At 66.6% G+C, this 14746-nt stretch carries 11 protein-coding genes and 1 pseudogene; 6 read left to right on the top strand and 6 right to left on the bottom strand.

Annotated elements, in window-relative coordinates:
- Positions 1–489 precede the first annotated feature (489 nt).
- From N5C91_RS24150 to N5C91_RS24140, 3 genes and pseudogenes are all read right to left on the bottom strand, one after another.
- Positions 490–3201, bottom strand: coding sequence for a cation-transporting P-type ATPase (locus N5C91_RS24150; RefSeq protein ID WP_279832530.1), 2712 nt, complete (start codon positions 3199–3201; stop codon positions 490–492).
- Between the two features lie 220 nt (positions 3202–3421).
- A pseudogene (locus tag N5C91_RS24145) lies at positions 3422–3541 on the bottom strand (AraC family transcriptional regulator); the annotation flags it as partial.
- 300 nt (positions 3542–3841) lie between these two features.
- Positions 3842–4399 (bottom strand): helix-turn-helix transcriptional regulator, encoded by a 558-nt coding sequence (locus N5C91_RS24140; protein WP_279832529.1) that lies wholly within the window; start codon positions 4397–4399, stop codon positions 3842–3844.
- Positions 4400–4614: 215 nt separating this feature from the next.
- Here N5C91_RS24140 and N5C91_RS24135 point away from each other — a divergent pair, with 215 nt between their 5' ends.
- Positions 4615–5526, top strand: a complete 912-nt coding sequence (locus tag N5C91_RS24135) for a LysR substrate-binding domain-containing protein (RefSeq protein WP_236173437.1) — start codon at positions 4615–4617, stop codon at positions 5524–5526.
- A gap of 160 nt (positions 5527–5686) precedes the next feature.
- On the opposite strand, the gene N5C91_RS24130 is transcribed toward N5C91_RS24135, so the two are convergent.
- The 3 genes from N5C91_RS24130 to N5C91_RS24120 are packed head-to-tail and all read right to left on the bottom strand — an operon-like array spanning position 5687 to position 8081.
- On the bottom strand, positions 5687–6940 hold the full coding sequence (locus tag N5C91_RS24130; protein WP_279832656.1) for an OprD family porin: 1254 nt from the start codon (positions 6938–6940) through the stop codon (positions 5687–5689).
- Positions 6941–6954: 14 nt separating this feature from the next.
- Complete coding sequence (locus N5C91_RS24125) at positions 6955–7365, bottom strand: DoxX family protein (protein WP_279832528.1); 411 nt, start codon at positions 7363–7365, stop codon at positions 6955–6957.
- Positions 7366–7424: 59 nt separating this feature from the next.
- Positions 7425–8081 (bottom strand): hydrolase, encoded by a 657-nt coding sequence (locus N5C91_RS24120; RefSeq protein ID WP_236173435.1) that lies wholly within the window; start codon positions 8079–8081, stop codon positions 7425–7427.
- Positions 8082–8427: 346 nt separating this feature from the next.
- Here N5C91_RS24120 and N5C91_RS24115 point away from each other — a divergent pair, with 346 nt between their 5' ends.
- The 5 genes from N5C91_RS24115 to N5C91_RS24095 all read left to right on the top strand — a co-directional run.
- Positions 8428–9384 carry a GlxA family transcriptional regulator gene (locus N5C91_RS24115; RefSeq protein ID WP_236200179.1) on the top strand — a complete coding sequence of 319 codons (957 nt, stop codon included), beginning with the start codon at positions 8428–8430 and terminating at the stop codon, positions 9382–9384.
- 204 nt (positions 9385–9588) lie between these two features.
- The gene (locus tag N5C91_RS24110; protein WP_236200180.1) at positions 9589–10959 is read left to right on the top strand and encodes a winged helix-turn-helix domain-containing protein; all 1371 of its coding nucleotides are present in this window, start codon (positions 9589–9591) and stop codon (positions 10957–10959) included.
- A gap of 501 nt (positions 10960–11460) precedes the next feature.
- A complete protein-coding gene (locus tag N5C91_RS24105) occupies positions 11461–12030 on the top strand; it encodes an antibiotic biosynthesis monooxygenase (RefSeq protein ID WP_236173432.1) in 570 nt (189 codons plus the stop codon).
- Between the two features lie 72 nt (positions 12031–12102).
- Positions 12103–12921, top strand: a complete 819-nt coding sequence (locus N5C91_RS24100) for an alpha/beta hydrolase (RefSeq protein WP_236200181.1) — start codon at positions 12103–12105, stop codon at positions 12919–12921.
- A gap of 11 nt (positions 12922–12932) precedes the next feature.
- The coding region (locus tag N5C91_RS24095; protein WP_279832524.1) for an amidohydrolase at positions 12933–14746 on the top strand (1814 nt) is incomplete at its 3' end.

Below are 14746 nucleotides of genomic sequence, written 5' to 3'. Positions count from 1 at the left end.
GACTCATCGCCGCTCCAATCTTCCAGGGAGCTGATCGCAATCATCGCGTACAACGTCCTCTCCCACGCGAGAAACACCTGCTGCTTCGGCCCTTCCTGTAGGAGCGAGCTCGCTCGCGAACCATCCAACGCCGGAGCCACCGGGAAACTCGTTCGCGAGCAAGCTCGCTCCTACAAGGGCATGGCCAAGCGTAGGAGCGGACTCCGTCCGCGATTCACTCATCGCCGCTCCAATCTCCCAGGGAGCTGTGCGCGATCATCCCGGACAAAGTCCGTTCCCACACGAGAAGCTCCTGCCGCCGCTGCGGCTCTTCCTGTAGGAGCGAGCTCGCTCGCGAACCGCCCAGCGCCGGAGCCAACGGGAAACTCGTTCGCGAGCAAGCTCGCTCCTACAAGGGCATGGCTTTGCGTAGGAGCGGACTCCGTCCGCGATCGACTCATCGCCGCTCCAATCTCCCAGCGAGCTGAGTTTGCTCCTGCGCGCGCCACATCAGCCGCGCGAGGCTTTCCAGCGGCGGATCACCAGTTTCTCCAGCTCCACCGCGAAGAACACCGCGATGCCGATGCCCAGCGAGATCATCCAGCCGCTGAAGGGCAGGGCGACGGTGTGGAAGGCGGTCTGCATGAACGGCACGTAGATCACCAGGCACTGCAGCAGGATCAGCGCCAGGGTCACGGTGAGCAGCGCGCCGTTGCGCAGCAGCGCCAGGTTCAGCGAGAACTCTTCCTGCAGGCGGCAGTTGAACAGGTACGCCCACTGCGCGGTGACCAGGGTGTGCAGGATCATGGTGCGGATGTAGTCGGTATCGTGGCCGTTGCTGACCAGCCAGGCTTCCAGCAGGAAGGCCGCGGCGGTGAGCAGGCCACCCACGTAGAGCACCCGCCAGACGGCGAAGCCGTTGAGGATCGACTCCTTCGCGTTGCGCGGCGGCCGGCGCATCATGCCCGGCTCGCCAGGCTCGAAGGCCAGGGCGAAGGACAGGGTGGTGGAGGTCGCCATGTTCATCCAGAGAATCTGCAGCGGCGCCAGCGGAATCACTGCGCCGGCGAGGATCGCCATGACGATCAGCAGGCCCTGGGCCATGTTGGTCGGCAGGATGAACAGCACGGTCTTCTTCAGGTTGTCGTAGACCCGGCGGCCCTCGCGCACGGCGCCTGCGATGGTGGAGAAGTTGTCGTCGGTGAGCACCATGTCGGCGGCCTCCTTGGTCACCTCGGTGCCCTTGATGCCCATGGCGATGCCGACGTCGGCCTGCTTCAGTGCCGGAGCGTCGTTGACTCCGTCGCCGGTCATGCCGACCACTTCCTCGTTGGCCTGCAGCGCGCGCACCAGGCGCAGCTTGTGCTCGGGGCTGGTGCGGGCGAACACCGAATACTGCAGGGCGAGGGATTTCAGCTGCGTATCATCGGCCTGCTCCAGTTCCTGGCCGGTCATGGCGCGCAGGTCGTTGCCCATGCCGAGCATGCCGGCGATGGCGACGGCGGTGTCGGGGTGGTCGCCGGTGATCATCTTCACCTGGATACCGGCGCGCTTGCACAGGGCGATGGCTTCGATGGCCTCCGGGCGCGGCGGGTCGAGCAGGCCGGCGACGCCGAGGAAGATCATGCCGTCCTGCACGTCCTCGTGGTCGATCACGCCGTCATCGGGCTGCACCGGCTTGTAGGCGGCGGCGAGCATGCGCAGGCCTTGCCCGGCGATGAAACCCATCTCGCGCTCCCAGTACTGCCGATCCAGCGGCTCCACGCCACTGCCGCCGAGCTGCTGCTGGCACATGCGCAGCAGCACGTCCGGCGCGCCCTTGAGGTAGACCAGGCTCTGCCCGGCGACGTCGCAGCGCCGCGCCATGTACTTGTAGGCCGAGTCGAAGGGGATCTTGCCGAATTTCTGGAACTCGATCTCCGGCAGATTCGCCTTGCGCGCCAGGACCTTCAGCGCGCCCTCGGTTGGGCCGCCGACCACGCCCCAGCGGCCTTCGTCGTTGAGCGCAAGGCTGCTGTCGTTGCAGATGTCCACCGCGCGGATGAAGTCCTGCAAGGCGCGATGCCGGGACCAGTCCAGCTCGTCGCTGGTGCTGCCGAAGGTGATGCGGCCCCTGGGCTCATAGCTCTGGCCCTCGACGGCGTAGATACCGTTGGCGAGCAGCACGCTCTTCACGGTCATCTCGTTCATGGTCAGGGTGCCGGTCTTGTCCGAGCAGATCACGCTCATGGCGCCCAGGGTTTCCACGGTTGGCAGTTTGCGGATGATCGCCTTGTTCTGCGCCATGCGTTGCACGCCCAGCGACAGGATGATCGAGACGATGGCCGGCAGGCCTTCAGGCACCGAGGCCACGGCCAGGCTGATCAGCGACAGCAGCAGCTCGCCGAACGGATAGTCGTGCCAGAAGAAGCCGATGATGAAGAGCACCACCATCATGCCGACGATCAGCTGGAAGATGCGCTTGCCCAGCTCGGCGATCTGCCGCAGCAGCGGGGTTTCGCTTTCGTCGACGTTGGCGATCAGCTTGTTGATGCGGCCCAGCTCGGTGTTGCCGCCGGTTTCGATCACCACGCCGCGGGCGTTGCCGGCGCTGACGTTGGTGCCGGAGAAGCCGAGGTTGGTGCGGTCGGCCAGCAGCGCGTCCTTGTCCAGCGCAGCGGCGTGCTTGCCGACGGTGAGGGATTCACCGGTGAGCATGGATTCCTCGACCTGCAGGTGGTGCACGTCGAACAGGCGCACATCGGCGGGGATCTTGTCACCGGGGCGGAGGATGACGATGTCGCCGGGCACCAGCTGGGCGGCGTCCATCTCGATTTTCTTGCCGTTGCGCACCACATGGGCGGTGCTGCTGAGCATGCCGCGCAGGGCGGCGAGGGATTTCTCCGCCTTGTTTTCCTGGAAGAAGCCGATGCCGGCGTTGATCACCGCCACCAGCAGGATGACGATGGTATCGGTCCAGTGGCCCATCAGCGCGGTGGCGACGGCGGCAGCCAGGAGGATGTAGATCAGCACGTCGTTGAAGTGCCGGGCGAAGCGCAGCCAGAGTGGATCGACATCCTTGGCCGGCAGCGCGTTGGGCCCGACGCGCTGCAGGCGCGCCTCGGCCTCGTCTGGGGAGAGGCCTTCGGCGCTGGTCTGCAGATCGGCCATGGCCTGGTCGACGCTCTTGCGGTACCAGTCGGTGGTTTGCGGTTTGCCGTCGGTGGTTTGCTGTGCAGTCATGCGCTGACTCCCGGCTCCTGCCTGTTGGGAAATTGGGACTGCACCCAGACTAGACGGTGCGGATGACGTCGGACCTGTCATACCTCAAGGTTCTTCCCGTCCTGGCTGAACGCTTCCTGAACGGCGTAGGAATCGAGAGCGTAGGGCGCATAACGCGCCAGCGTTATCCGCCGCGAGCCAATCGGCGGATAACCCGTTCCGGGTTATGCGCCCTACGGTTTTATGAAACGTCCGGTGCCAATTCCTGCGTTGCGCCCATCCGGCTGGCTTGCCGCCAGCGCTTCGGCGTGCAGCCCACCAGCTTGCGGAAGCTGCGGCAGAAGTGCGATTGATCGGCGAAGCCGCACTGCTGACGGCGTAGGAATTGCCATCAGAAGTGGCGATTGGCGTAGGAGCGGACTCTGTCCGCGATCGACTCAGCATCGCTCCGATCCGTCCCGGAGTGGGGCAAACCATCGCGGACGGAGTCCGCTCCTACAAAGCTCAAGAGCCCCTCTCACGCAAGCGGGAGAGGGGCTCGGGTGGTGCAGGATGAAGCTTCGGCGTCAGCCGGCACGATCTGCCCCCTCTCCCTGAGGGAGAGGGTTGGGGTGAGGGGGGAAACACAGGCACGGACTCTTCCAGGAAAAGACAGTTGCTCCTACGCTGTCGATGGCTCCAGTTCCCGCACGCCACCAACCCGGCTGGCTTCCCGCCAGCGCTTCGGCGTGCAGCCCACCAGCTTGCGGAAGCTGCGGCAGAAGTGCGATTGATCGGCGAAGCCGCACTCCTGGCTGACCTGGGAAATCGGCGCGGCGCCGTTGGCCAGTAGCTCGCGGGCGCGCTCGATACGCAGGCGCAGGGCCCACTCCCGCGGCGCGAGCCCGGTGGCCTGCTTGAACGCGCGGGAAAAATGGCTGCGCGACAGGCCGCACTGCTCGGCGACGTCGGCAATGTACAGGCGGCTGAGCAGGCAGCCGGCGAGGATCTCCTTGGCCTTGCGCTCCTGCCAGGGAGCGAGGGCGAGGCGTTCGCCCTCGCTGGGCGCGTCGTAGCACGGCGGTGGCAGGCGGTAGTGTTCCAGCAGGTGCCGGCACAGGCGCTGGCTGGCCTGCCGGATGCCTTCTCCCTGGCTTTCCAGCTCCTCCATTAGCTGCTGTACCAGACGGTGGGTCTGGGGGGCGAGCATGGTCGCTACCTGGTGGGCAGGTGCGGGCATGATGTCTCTCTTCCGGTCGGCTTGCAGTGGCGGGAAAAACCGCCTTGGAAATAAAAAATTCAAGGTAAATCAAGGTGATCCGATCCTCAATCGAATTCGCCAGGCATTCCGTCTTCAAGCACATCCGTCCAAGAAAAACACCGTGAGGCATGCTCGACTGGCGTGACCTTTGTCTTGTGCAAAGATGCCCACTCCCACAGCCCGAGCGACCAGCCATGAACCGAAACGACCTGCGCCGCCTGGACATGAACCTGCTGGTGATCTTCGAATCCCTGATGCTGGAGCGAAACCTTACCCGCGTCGGCGAAAAGCTGTTCATTACCCAGTCCACCGTCAGCGCCGCCCTGGCGCGCCTGCGCGACCTGTTCGACGACCCGCTGCTGGTCCGCGCCGGCCGCGCCATGGAGCCCACCAGCCGGGCGCTGCACATCTTCGAGGAACTGCGCCCGGCGATGGACGTGATCTCTGCGGCGGTCAGCCGCGCCAAGTCCTTCGAACCCGAGACCAGCTGCAACATCTTCCGCCTGGGCCTTTCCGACGATGCCGAGTTCGGCCTGTTCCCCGCCCTGTTGGCGCGCCTGCAGCAGGACGCCCCGAACATCACCGTGGTGGTACGCCGGGCCAACTTCCTGCTGATGCCGGCGTTACTGTCCTCAGGCGAAATCACCGTCGGCGTCAGCTACACCACCGACCTGCCGGCCAACGCCAAGCGCCGCAAGCTGCGCGATATCGGTGTGAAGGTGCTGCGCGGCGACGACCGCCCCGGCCCGCTGACGCTGGATGAGTACTGCTCGCGGCCGCACGTGATGGTGTCGTTCTCCGGCGACCTGAACGGCGCCATCGACCTCGACCTGGAGCGTATCGAGCGCCGCCGCCGGGTGGTTCTCGCCGTGCCGCAGTTCGGCAGCCTGCGGGCGCTGCTGCGCAACACCGAGATGATCGCCACCGTGCCGGACTACGCCGCCTGCGCATTGGTGGAAGACAGCTGCCTGCGTGCCGAGGACCCACCGCTGGACATCAAGCCGGCGGAGTTGTCGCTGGTGTGGAGCGCCGCCCACGACAACGACCCGGCCGAACGTTGGCTGCGCGAGCGGATGGTCGAGTACATGAGCGCGCCGCTGCCGTGAACGGAATTCATCGGCATTTGTAGGATGGGTGGAGCGCAGCGATACCCATGCCGTTGGGGCAGGGTAATGATGGGTATCGCTTCGCTCCACTCCATCCTACGACGTGCTTTTCCAGTAACGCAGGGCGCATAACGCGCCCTGCGTAGGCGGCGCCGCAAGCTCAGAACACGCCCTTGAGCGGGTACTCGATGATCACGTAGATGCGGTCGATATCCGCGCCGCCCTGGGCGTCGTTGGCGCGGTGCGAAACCTGGGCGAAGCTAAGCGCCAGGTCCTTGGCCGGGCCGGACTGGACCACGTAGCGCACGTCGAGATCGCGCTCCCAGTGCTTGCCGTCGTCGCCGTAGGCCGGCTGGCAGGTGCCGCCCTGCATGGGGTTGTAGGCGCCGCCGCAAGGCGCGTGGGTGCCGTCGATGCCACTGCCGCGCACGTAGCGTGCGGAAAGGGTCAGGCCGGCAAGTCCGGCGCTGGCGCCGTCCCACTGATAGCGTGCCTGCCAGGAATGCTCGCCGGGGCCGTTGAAGTCGGCGTACTTGATGGAGTTGGCGAGATAGATGGAGTCGCCGCCGACGAAATCGAAGGGCGTGTCGCCGTCGATCTTCTGGTAGGCGAGGCTCAGCGCGTGGCTGCCCAGGGCGACCTTGCCCAGCACGCTCCAGGCCAGGGTGTCGATGTTGCCGGCGCGGGCGCTGCCGGTGTCGCCGGTCTTGTAGAGGTTGGCGTCCACCGACCAGCGGCCGAGGTGGCCGTTGAGGTTGGCGTAGGCCTGGTGCCAGACATCGTCCAGTTGGCTGGCATAGAGTGCGCCGCCCCAGTTCGAACCCGGGGCGCTCCAGGTGGCGCCGGCCAGGCTCAGGCCGCCGAAGCGGGTGCTGGCGCCGTAGCCTTCGAATTCGCCGTGGCTGGAGCTGGAGTTCTGGTTCTTGAAAGCGGTGAAGCGCCCGGCTTGCAGGCGCAGGCCAGGCAGGCTGCGATCGTCGAGGAACCAGCCGGTGGCGTATTCGGGTTGCAGGCGTTTGTCGCCGGTGTCGAATACCGGCGTTTCTACTTCCATCTCGCCCCAGGCGAGGCTGCTCTTCTCATGCACCAGGCGCAGCGCGGCGCCGGCATCGGAGTAGTCGCTCTCGCTGCGGCCGTCGCTGTCCAGCGGCAGCAGGCCGGTACCGGCATGGCCGCGCCCGCCATCGAGCTTCAGGCCGAGGAAGGCGTGGGCGTCGACGCCCAGGCCAATGGCGCCGGGCGTGACATCGCTGCTGAACTTGCCGATGAAGCCCTGCGCCCATTCACGGCGCAGGCTCTGGCCGTTGGGGCCGGGGCTGCGGTAGTCGTTGTCGAGGAAGTAATTGCGCGACAGCAACGACCAGTCGGCAGCGTGGGCCTGCGCGCAGGCGAATGCCAGGGCGCAGGGAAGCAGGACGTTTCTCACGCTCAGGGCTCCGTGTGGAAGACGGCGAGGCGGGGCAGGGCGAAGCGATAGCGCCCCGGCCCGGCAATCGCCAGACCGGTGAAGAGAATCAGCATCCACCAGGCGAACTGGCCTTCCTCCAGCGACCACTGCGGGTGCACGAACACCAGTGCCACCAGCAGCACGGCGATCACCGGCAGGCAGGCGAGGCGGGCGAACACGCCGAGGATCAGCAGGATCGGGCAGAGCACTTCGGCGAACACCGCCAGCGCCAGGGTTGGCACAGCGCCGAGGCCGAAGGGGTCTTCGATGCGCTGCAGCTCGCTCTGCCAGTGCAGCAGCTTGGGCAGCCCGTGTACCTGCAGGAGCAGCACGGCGGCGGCAACGCGCATCAACAGCAGCGCCAGGGCGCCGTTGCGGTCTTGGGTCGGCATGGTCTGTCCCTCGGGAATGAAAAAGGGGCGGCCACGCCGCCCCCTTCTGGTGCGCCGGCTCAGTGGCCTTCGCTGGCGTTGAACATGGTCTTGGCATAGATCAGGCCGAGGCCGTAGGCGCCGCCGTGTTCGATGGAGGTCTTCACGGTGGCATCGTAGGTCTCGCCGCGGGCCCAGTCGCGTTGCAGTTCCAGCAGGTACTGCAGGGAGGTCATCGGGCGCGCGCCGAGCTGGATCATTCGTTGCAGGGCCATCTCGTGAGCCTCGGTGGAGACGTCGCCACAGGCATCGGCGATGACGTAGACCTCGAAGCCCTGGTCGATGGCCGACAGGGCCGGGCCGACGATGCAAACGGAGGTCCAGAGGCCGGCGAGGACGATCTTCTGCTTGCCGAACTTGTTCACTTCCACGGCGATGCGCGGGTCTTCCCAGGTGTTCATGCTGGTGCGGTCGATGACGTTGTGTTCGGGGAAGACCGACTTGATCTCGTCGAAGATCGGGCCGGAGAAGCTCTTCTCGGCGACGGTGGTGAGGATGGTGGAGACGTCGAATTCCCGGGCCGCCTTGGCCACCAGGGCAGCGTTGTTGCGCAGGGTCACGGCGTCGATGGATTTGGTCGCGAAGGACATCTGCGACTGGTGGTCGATCATGATCAGGGTGTGGTCGGTGGGGTTGAGCAGGGTCTTGCCGGGAGTGGCTTTGGCGATGGCGGTCATGGCGATGATCCTTGTGGATGATGTGGGTGGTGACGCTTCGAGTGGTCGGTGGGCGCGGCCTGCGGAAGTCAGTGCCGAACCGTGGAGGCATCTTTGCCGATCGGCGAAAGGCGCGGAACAGACAGCCTTGCACGGCCACTTTGCAGTTCTGCAAGACCTGCCCGAAGGCGCCGAGGGGCAGACTATGGTTTCGCCGCCAGAGCATTTATTGGACCTGTGTGCTCGGCCCGCCTGGCGGAGAATGATGCAAACGTGCGATTCGCCCGAACCGCGAATGGGTACAGTGGCGATTTCCGATACCGGGGCAGGCGAAACCGCCAAGCTCCGTTTGCGTGCGAGCAGAAGAATGAAAACAGTGGCCATGGTGCTGTACGACGATGTGCTGGCGCTGGATGTGACCGGGCCGATGGAAGTGTTCTCCATGGCCAACCGCTACCTGCCGCCGGAGCGGCACTACCGCTTGCTGACGGTGGCGGCGAAGCCCGAGGGCGTACGCGCCTCCAGCGGCCTGAAGATGAGCGCCGACCTGCCGCTGGAAGCACTGCTCGCCGGCGTCGACCTGCTGCTGGTGCCCGGCGGGCCGGGCGCCTACAACGGCCGCAACGACGCGCTCACTGCCTGGCTGCCGGTAGCGGCGCGCGCGGCGAAACGCTATGGCGCGGTGTGTACCGGCGCCTTCCTGCTCGGCGCCGCCGGGCTGCTCGACGGTTACCACTGCACCACCCACTGGAACTACCTCGAGCGCCTGGCGCAGCTGTACCCGCGCACCCAGGTGCAGGCTGAGCGCATCTACGTCATCGACCGCAACCTGATCACCTCGGGCGGCGTTACCGCCGGCATCGACATGGCGTTGGCGGTGGTCGCCGAGGACCACGGCAAGGACGTCGCCCTGGAAGTCGCCAAGGTGCTGCTGGTGGTGCTCAAGCGCCAGGGCGGGCAGACACCGTTCGGCCCGCTGCTGGTATCGGTGGTGCGTGACGGCTCGGTGATCGCCCGTGCCCAGGCCTACGTGGTGGACCACATCGACGAGCCACTGACGGTGAACCGCCTGGCCGAGCAGGTGGCCATGAGCCCGCGCAACTTCGCCCGCGCCTTCCAGCGCGAGACCAGCATGACGCCCATGCAGTACGTGCAGAGCGCGCGCATCGACCACGCGCGCAAGCTGCTGGAAGGCAGCGACCTGCCACTCAAGCAGGTGGCCTGCCGCAGCGGCTTCGGCAGCCCCCGGCACATGCGCACGGTATTCGGCGAACGCATCGGCATGACGCCGAGCCAGTACCGCGAGCAGTTCGGCTTCGCCTGATGGCAGTGCGCCGCATTTCCTGCCGGTTGACCGTCCGGCGCACCCTGATTGGCCGAATCCTTCCCCCTGCGGGAATTGCGCTGTCACACGAGGACGGGAAAATACCCTGACCACCAATCAGGGGCGCGTCACCTCGGTACTGGCCAGATCGCCTGGAGGACCCGTAGTAGAGCGATCCGTCAGATCCGCAGACGTGAGCAGGACATGAGCGCAAGCACGGAAAACCGCACCGAGACCGTCCTGCAGTTCGGTCGCTTCCAGTTCCACCCCTACAAGCGCCAGTTGCTGCAGGGGGATCGCCCGGTGCGGATCGGCAGCCGCGCGCTGGACATTCTCCAGGTGCTGATCCGCCAGCCCGGCGAGATCATCGGCAAGGACAGGATCATCGCCCAGGTCTGGGGCGATACCGTGGTCGAAGAGATCAACCTGCGCGTGCACATCGCCGCCCTGCGTCGCGCCCTTGGCGAAGGTCGCACCGGCGAGCGCTACATTGCCAATGTGCCGTTGCGCGGTTATGGCTTCGTCGGCGTGGTGGAAACCGTCAGCGCGCCGCTGCAGGCCGTCGCACTGCCGTGCGAGGTGCGCGCCAGCAATCTGCCGGTGCTGCTGATGGGCCTGGTCGGGCGCCAGGCGCTGCTGGAGCGGGTGCTCAAGCAGATGCCGGCGACGCGCCTGCTGACCCTGGTCGGCCCCGGCGGCATGGGCAAGACCTCGCTGGCGATCCATGCCGCGGAACAGCTCGGCAAGCACTTCGCGCAGGTGCGTTTTCTCGACCTGTCCATTGACCCGGACGGCGTTTCCCTCAGCCAGAGCCTTGCCATCCTGCTGCGCGAACCGACCTTCGAGCCGACCCTGCTATTGCTGGATAATTGCGAGCACCTCGCCGAACGCTGCGCCGAGGCGGTGGAGCACCTGCTGCGCCTGCATCCCGCGCTGAGCATCCTGGCCACCAGCCGCGAGCCGCTGCGTGCGGAGGGCGAGCATGTGCTGCGCCTGCCGCCGCTGGAGGTGCCCGTGCGGGACGATGCGCCGCTGGCGCTGGCCATGTGCAGTTCGGCGGTGCAGCTGTTCGTGATGCGCGCGCGGGAGGTCTGCGACCGCTTCGAACTCAAGCCTGGCCAGGTGCGCGCAATCATCGACATCTGCCGGCGCCTGGACGGCATTCCCCTGGCCATCGAGATAGCGGCGCGGCAGGTAGGCATCCTCGGCCTCGCCGGCTTGCCGGCGCTGCTGGACACGCCCATGCAACTGCTGATGCCCGGCCGCCGCACCGCCCCGGCGCGGCAGCAGAGCCTGCGCGCGACCTACGACTGGAGCTATGGCCTGCTGGATGCTGCCGAGCAGCGCTGCCTGGGCCTGCTCGCGCAGATCGCCGATGGCTTCACCCTGGACGCGGCGGTCGCTTCGCTGGACGACAAGCGCTGGTGCCGCGAATGCGTGTTCGCCGCCGTGCGACAACTGGCGGACAAGTCGTTGCTGTGGGTAGAGCAGGGCGACAGCGAGGTGCGCTACCGCGTGCCTCACACCGCGCGCGCTTACCTGCGGCAGGTCGACATGGCCAGCACTGCGGCCTGAAGGCGCACAGGAGCGGACTCCTTCCGCGATAATTTTCGGCGCACTGCGGACCTATCGCGGACGGAGTCCGCTCCTACAAAAACCCGGCGTCCCGTTCTCCACGTCGCCACGTCGGCGCTTTTCGTAGGAGCGAGCTTGCTCGCGAACCGCCCAGCGCCGGAGCACCCGGGAAGAGCGTTCGCGAGCAAGCTCGCTCCTACAGGTCGCCCGGTCACCCATGCAGGGTCCTGACTCAGCGCATGCGTCCAATAGGGCAGCCGCTGCCGAGGCCAAAGCCGTGCGTCCCGTGCTTCACATCGAGCACGCTGACGCTTTTCGTAGGAGCGAGCTTGCTCGCGAACCGCCCAGCGCCGGAATGCCCGGGAAGAGCGTTCGCGAGCAAGCTCGCTCCTACAGGTTGCCCGATCGCCCATGCAGGGCCATAACCCAGCACATGCGTCCAATAGGGCAGCCGTCGTCCCCGCCATAGTGACCGGACCTCAACTTGAGCCCGGAATAGCCATGAGCGCCGATGCCATCGATCTGAACAGCGTGGTGACGCTGGTGGTTCACCACAAGGTGCGTTGCGAAGCCCTGCCCAGCTACGAGGCCTGGCTGCGCCGCACCGTCGCCGCGGCGCGGCGGCAGCCCGGGCACCTGGGCGTCAACGTGATCCGCCCGGACGGCGAGGGCGCGATGTTCACTACCGTGGTGCGTTTCGCCCGCGCCGGCCAGCTGCAGGCCTGGATCGACTCCCGCGAGCGCGCCGAGCTGGTCGCCGAGGTCCTGCCGCTGCTGGAGGAGGGTGACCACCCGCTGATCCACAACGATGCCGAGTTCTGGTTCACCCCCGAGCACGGCAGCGTGCGCCAGCCACCGAAATGGAAGCAGGCGTTGCTCACCTATCTGGTGATCAGCCCGCTGACCATGCTCATCCCGCCGCTCTGGGCGCCGGCGTTCGAGCGCTTCCCGGTGCTCGCCGGGGTGGTCCCGAGCAATCTGCTGGTGACCCTGTGCATCGTCCTCCTGGTGGTCTACCTGATCATGCCCTGGGTGACCCGCCGCTGCGCCGGCTGGCTCAACGCCGACTGAGCTTTCCCCTCCCGCGGCGCCTGCCTGGCGCCCGTACCCACATCGTCCTGCATGGCAGGCAGAGGAGTTTCCATGAGCACTTTCGTAACCCGCGACGGCACCGAGATCTATTACAAGGACTGGGGCAGCGGCAAACCCGTGCTGTTCAGCCACGGCTGGCCGCTGGACGGCGACATGTGGGAATACCAGATGCAGTACCTGAGCAGCCGCGGCTACCGCAGCATCGCCTTCGACCGCCGCGGCTTCGGCCGTTCCAGCCAGCCGTGGAGCGGCTACGACTACGACACCTTTGCCGATGACATCGCCGGCCTGATCGAGCACCTCGACCTGCGCGAAGTGACCCTGGTGGGCTTCTCCATGGGCGGCGGTGACGTCAGCCGCTACATCGGTCGGCATGGTACTGCCCGCGTCGCCGGCTTGGTGCTGCTGGGTGCGGTGACGCCGATCTTCGGCCAGACCGCCGACTTCCCGCAGGGCGTGGAGAAGGGCGTGTTCGACGGCATCAAGGCCGGCCTGCTGCAGGACCGCGCGCAATTCATCGCCGACTTCGCCGCGCCGTTCTACGGCACCAACCACGGCCAGAAGGTCTCCGCCGGCGTACTCACCCAGACCCTCAACATTGCCCTGCTGGCATCGCTGAAGGGCACCGTGGATTGCGTCACCGCGTTCTCGGAAACCGATTTCCGCGCCGACCTGGCCAAGGTCGACGTGCCGACCCTGGTGATCCACGGCGACGACGACCAGATCGTGCCGTTCGAGACCACCGGCAAGCTGGCCGCCGAACAGATCCCGGGCGCCGCACTGAAGGTCTACGCCGGCGCTCCCCATGGCTTCGCCGTTACCCACGCGCAGCAACTCAACGAAGACCTGCTGGCCTTCCTGCAACGCTGAGGTACCCGAGCATGAGCAACGCAGAACTGATCCTGTTCAACGGCAAGCTGCACACCGTCGACCCCGAGCGCCCGCACGCCACCGCCGTGGCCATTGCCGACGGCAAGTTTCTCGTGGTGGGCAGCGACGCCCAGGCGATGGCCTACCGCGACGCCTCGACGAAGCTGGTCGACCTCAACCGCCGCACCGTCATCCCCGGCCTCAACGACTCGCACCTGCACCTGATCCGTGGCGGCCTGAACTACAACCTCGAGCTGCGCTGGGAAGGCGTGCCGTCGCTTTCCGACGCCCTGGAAATGCTGCGCCTGCAGGCCCAGCGCACGCCGTCGCCGCAGTGGGTACGCGTGGTCGGCGGCTGGAACGAATTCCAGTTCGCCGAGCGCCGCCTGCCGACCATCGAAGAGCTGAACAAGGCGGCGCCGGACACTCCGGTGTTCGTCCTGCACCTGTATGACCGCGCGCTGCTCAACCGCGCCGCGCTGCGCGTCGTCGGCTACACCAAGGACACGCCGAACCCGCCCGGTGGCGAGATCGTCCGCGACAGCAACGGCGAGCCCACCGGCATGCTGATCGCCCGCCCCAACGCGATGATCCTCTACGCGACCCTGGCCAAGGGGCCGAAGCTGCCGCTGGAGTACCAGGTCAACTCGACCCGCCAGTTCATGCGTGAGCTGAACCGCCTCGGGCTGACCAGTGTGATCGATGCCGGCGGCGGCTTCCAGAACTACCCGGACGACTACCAGGTGATCCAGCAACTGGCCGACGCCGGCCAGCTCACCGTGCGCATCGCCTACAACCTGTTCACCCAGAAGCCCAAGGAAGAACTGGCCGACTTCAGGAACTGGACCAGCAGCGTGACCTACGGCCAGGGCACCGATTTCCTCCGCCATAACGGTGCCGGCGAGATGCTGGTGTTCTCGGCAGCGGACTTCGAGGACTTCCTCGAGCCGCGCCCGGACCTGCCCGCCAGCATGGAAGCGGAACTGGAGCCAGTGGTGCGCCACCTGGTCGAGCAACGCTGGCCGTTCCGCCTGCACGCCACCTATGACGAATCCATCTCGCGCATGCTCGACGTGTTCGAGAAGGTCGACCGCGAAATCCCGTTCAACGGCCTGCCGTGGTTCTTCGACCACGCCGAGACCATCACGCCGAAGAATATCGAGCGCGTGCGCGCCCTGGGTGGCGGCATCGCCATCCAGGACCGCATGGCCTTCCAGGGCGAGTACTTCGTCGACCGCTACGGCAAGCAGGCCGCCGAAGCCACGCCGCCGATCAAGCGCATGCTCGCCGAAGGCGTTCCCGTCGGCGCCGGCACCGACGCCACCCGTGTGTCCAGCTACAACCCGTGGACCTCGCTGTACTGGCTGGTCAGCGGCAAGACCGTGGGCGGCCTGAGCCTGTACCCGGAGGGCCTGTCCCGCGACGTGGCGATCCAGCTGTTCACCCATGGCAGCGCCTGGTTCTCCAGCGAGCAGGGCAAGAAGGGCATGCTCAAGGCCGGCCAGCTGGCGGACCTGGCGGTGCTCTCGGAGGACTTCTTCAGCGTCGAGGAAGAGGCGATCAAGACCATCGAGTCGGTGCTTACCGTGGTGGGCGGCAAGATCGTCCATGGCGACCGCGAGTTCGACAAGCTGGCGCCGCCGAGCATCCCGGTGGTGCCGGAGTGGTCCCCGGTGGCCATGGTCCCCGGCCACTGGCGCCCGCAGGCACCGCTGCAGCAGGCCGTGCACCAGTGCGTCGGCTCCTGCGGCGTGCATGGCCACAGCCACGAGCGCGCGCGCCAGTCGAGCGTGCCGGTGAGTGACTTCCAGGGCTTCTGGGGCGC

The sequence above is a fragment of the Pseudomonas sp. GD03903 genome (assembly GCF_029840045.1).
Lineage (GTDB): Bacteria > Pseudomonadota > Gammaproteobacteria > Pseudomonadales > Pseudomonadaceae > Pseudomonas > Pseudomonas pseudonitroreducens.
Note: the sequence above shows the minus strand (reverse complement) of the source record. Positions and strands in the feature narration are given on the sequence as shown.

Bases quoted from the DNA above. Each gene is read 5' to 3' on its own strand.
- N5C91_RS24120 (WP_236173435.1), bottom strand. From the start codon at position 8,081: ATGACCGCCATCGCCAAAGCCACTCCCGGCAAGACCCTGCTCAACCCC.
- N5C91_RS24100 (WP_236200181.1), top strand. From the start codon at position 12,103: ATGAGCACTTTCGTAACCCGCGACGGCACCGAGATCTATTACAAGGAC.
- N5C91_RS24135 (WP_236173437.1), top strand. From the start codon at position 4,615: ATGAACCGAAACGACCTGCGCCGCCTGGACATGAACCTGCTGGTGATC.
- N5C91_RS24105 (WP_236173432.1), top strand. From the start codon at position 11,461: ATGAGCGCCGATGCCATCGATCTGAACAGCGTGGTGACGCTGGTGGTT.
- N5C91_RS24150 (WP_279832530.1), bottom strand. From the start codon at position 3,201: ATGACTGCACAGCAAACCACCGACGGCAAACCGCAAACCACCGACTGG.
- N5C91_RS24110 (WP_236200180.1), top strand. From the start codon at position 9,589: ATGAGCGCAAGCACGGAAAACCGCACCGAGACCGTCCTGCAGTTCGGT.
- N5C91_RS24125 (WP_279832528.1), bottom strand. From the start codon at position 7,365: ATGCCGACCCAAGACCGCAACGGCGCCCTGGCGCTGCTGTTGATGCGC.
- N5C91_RS24140 (WP_279832529.1), bottom strand. From the start codon at position 4,399: ATGCCCGCACCTGCCCACCAGGTAGCGACCATGCTCGCCCCCCAGACC.
- N5C91_RS24115 (WP_236200179.1), top strand. From the start codon at position 8,428: ATGAAAACAGTGGCCATGGTGCTGTACGACGATGTGCTGGCGCTGGAT.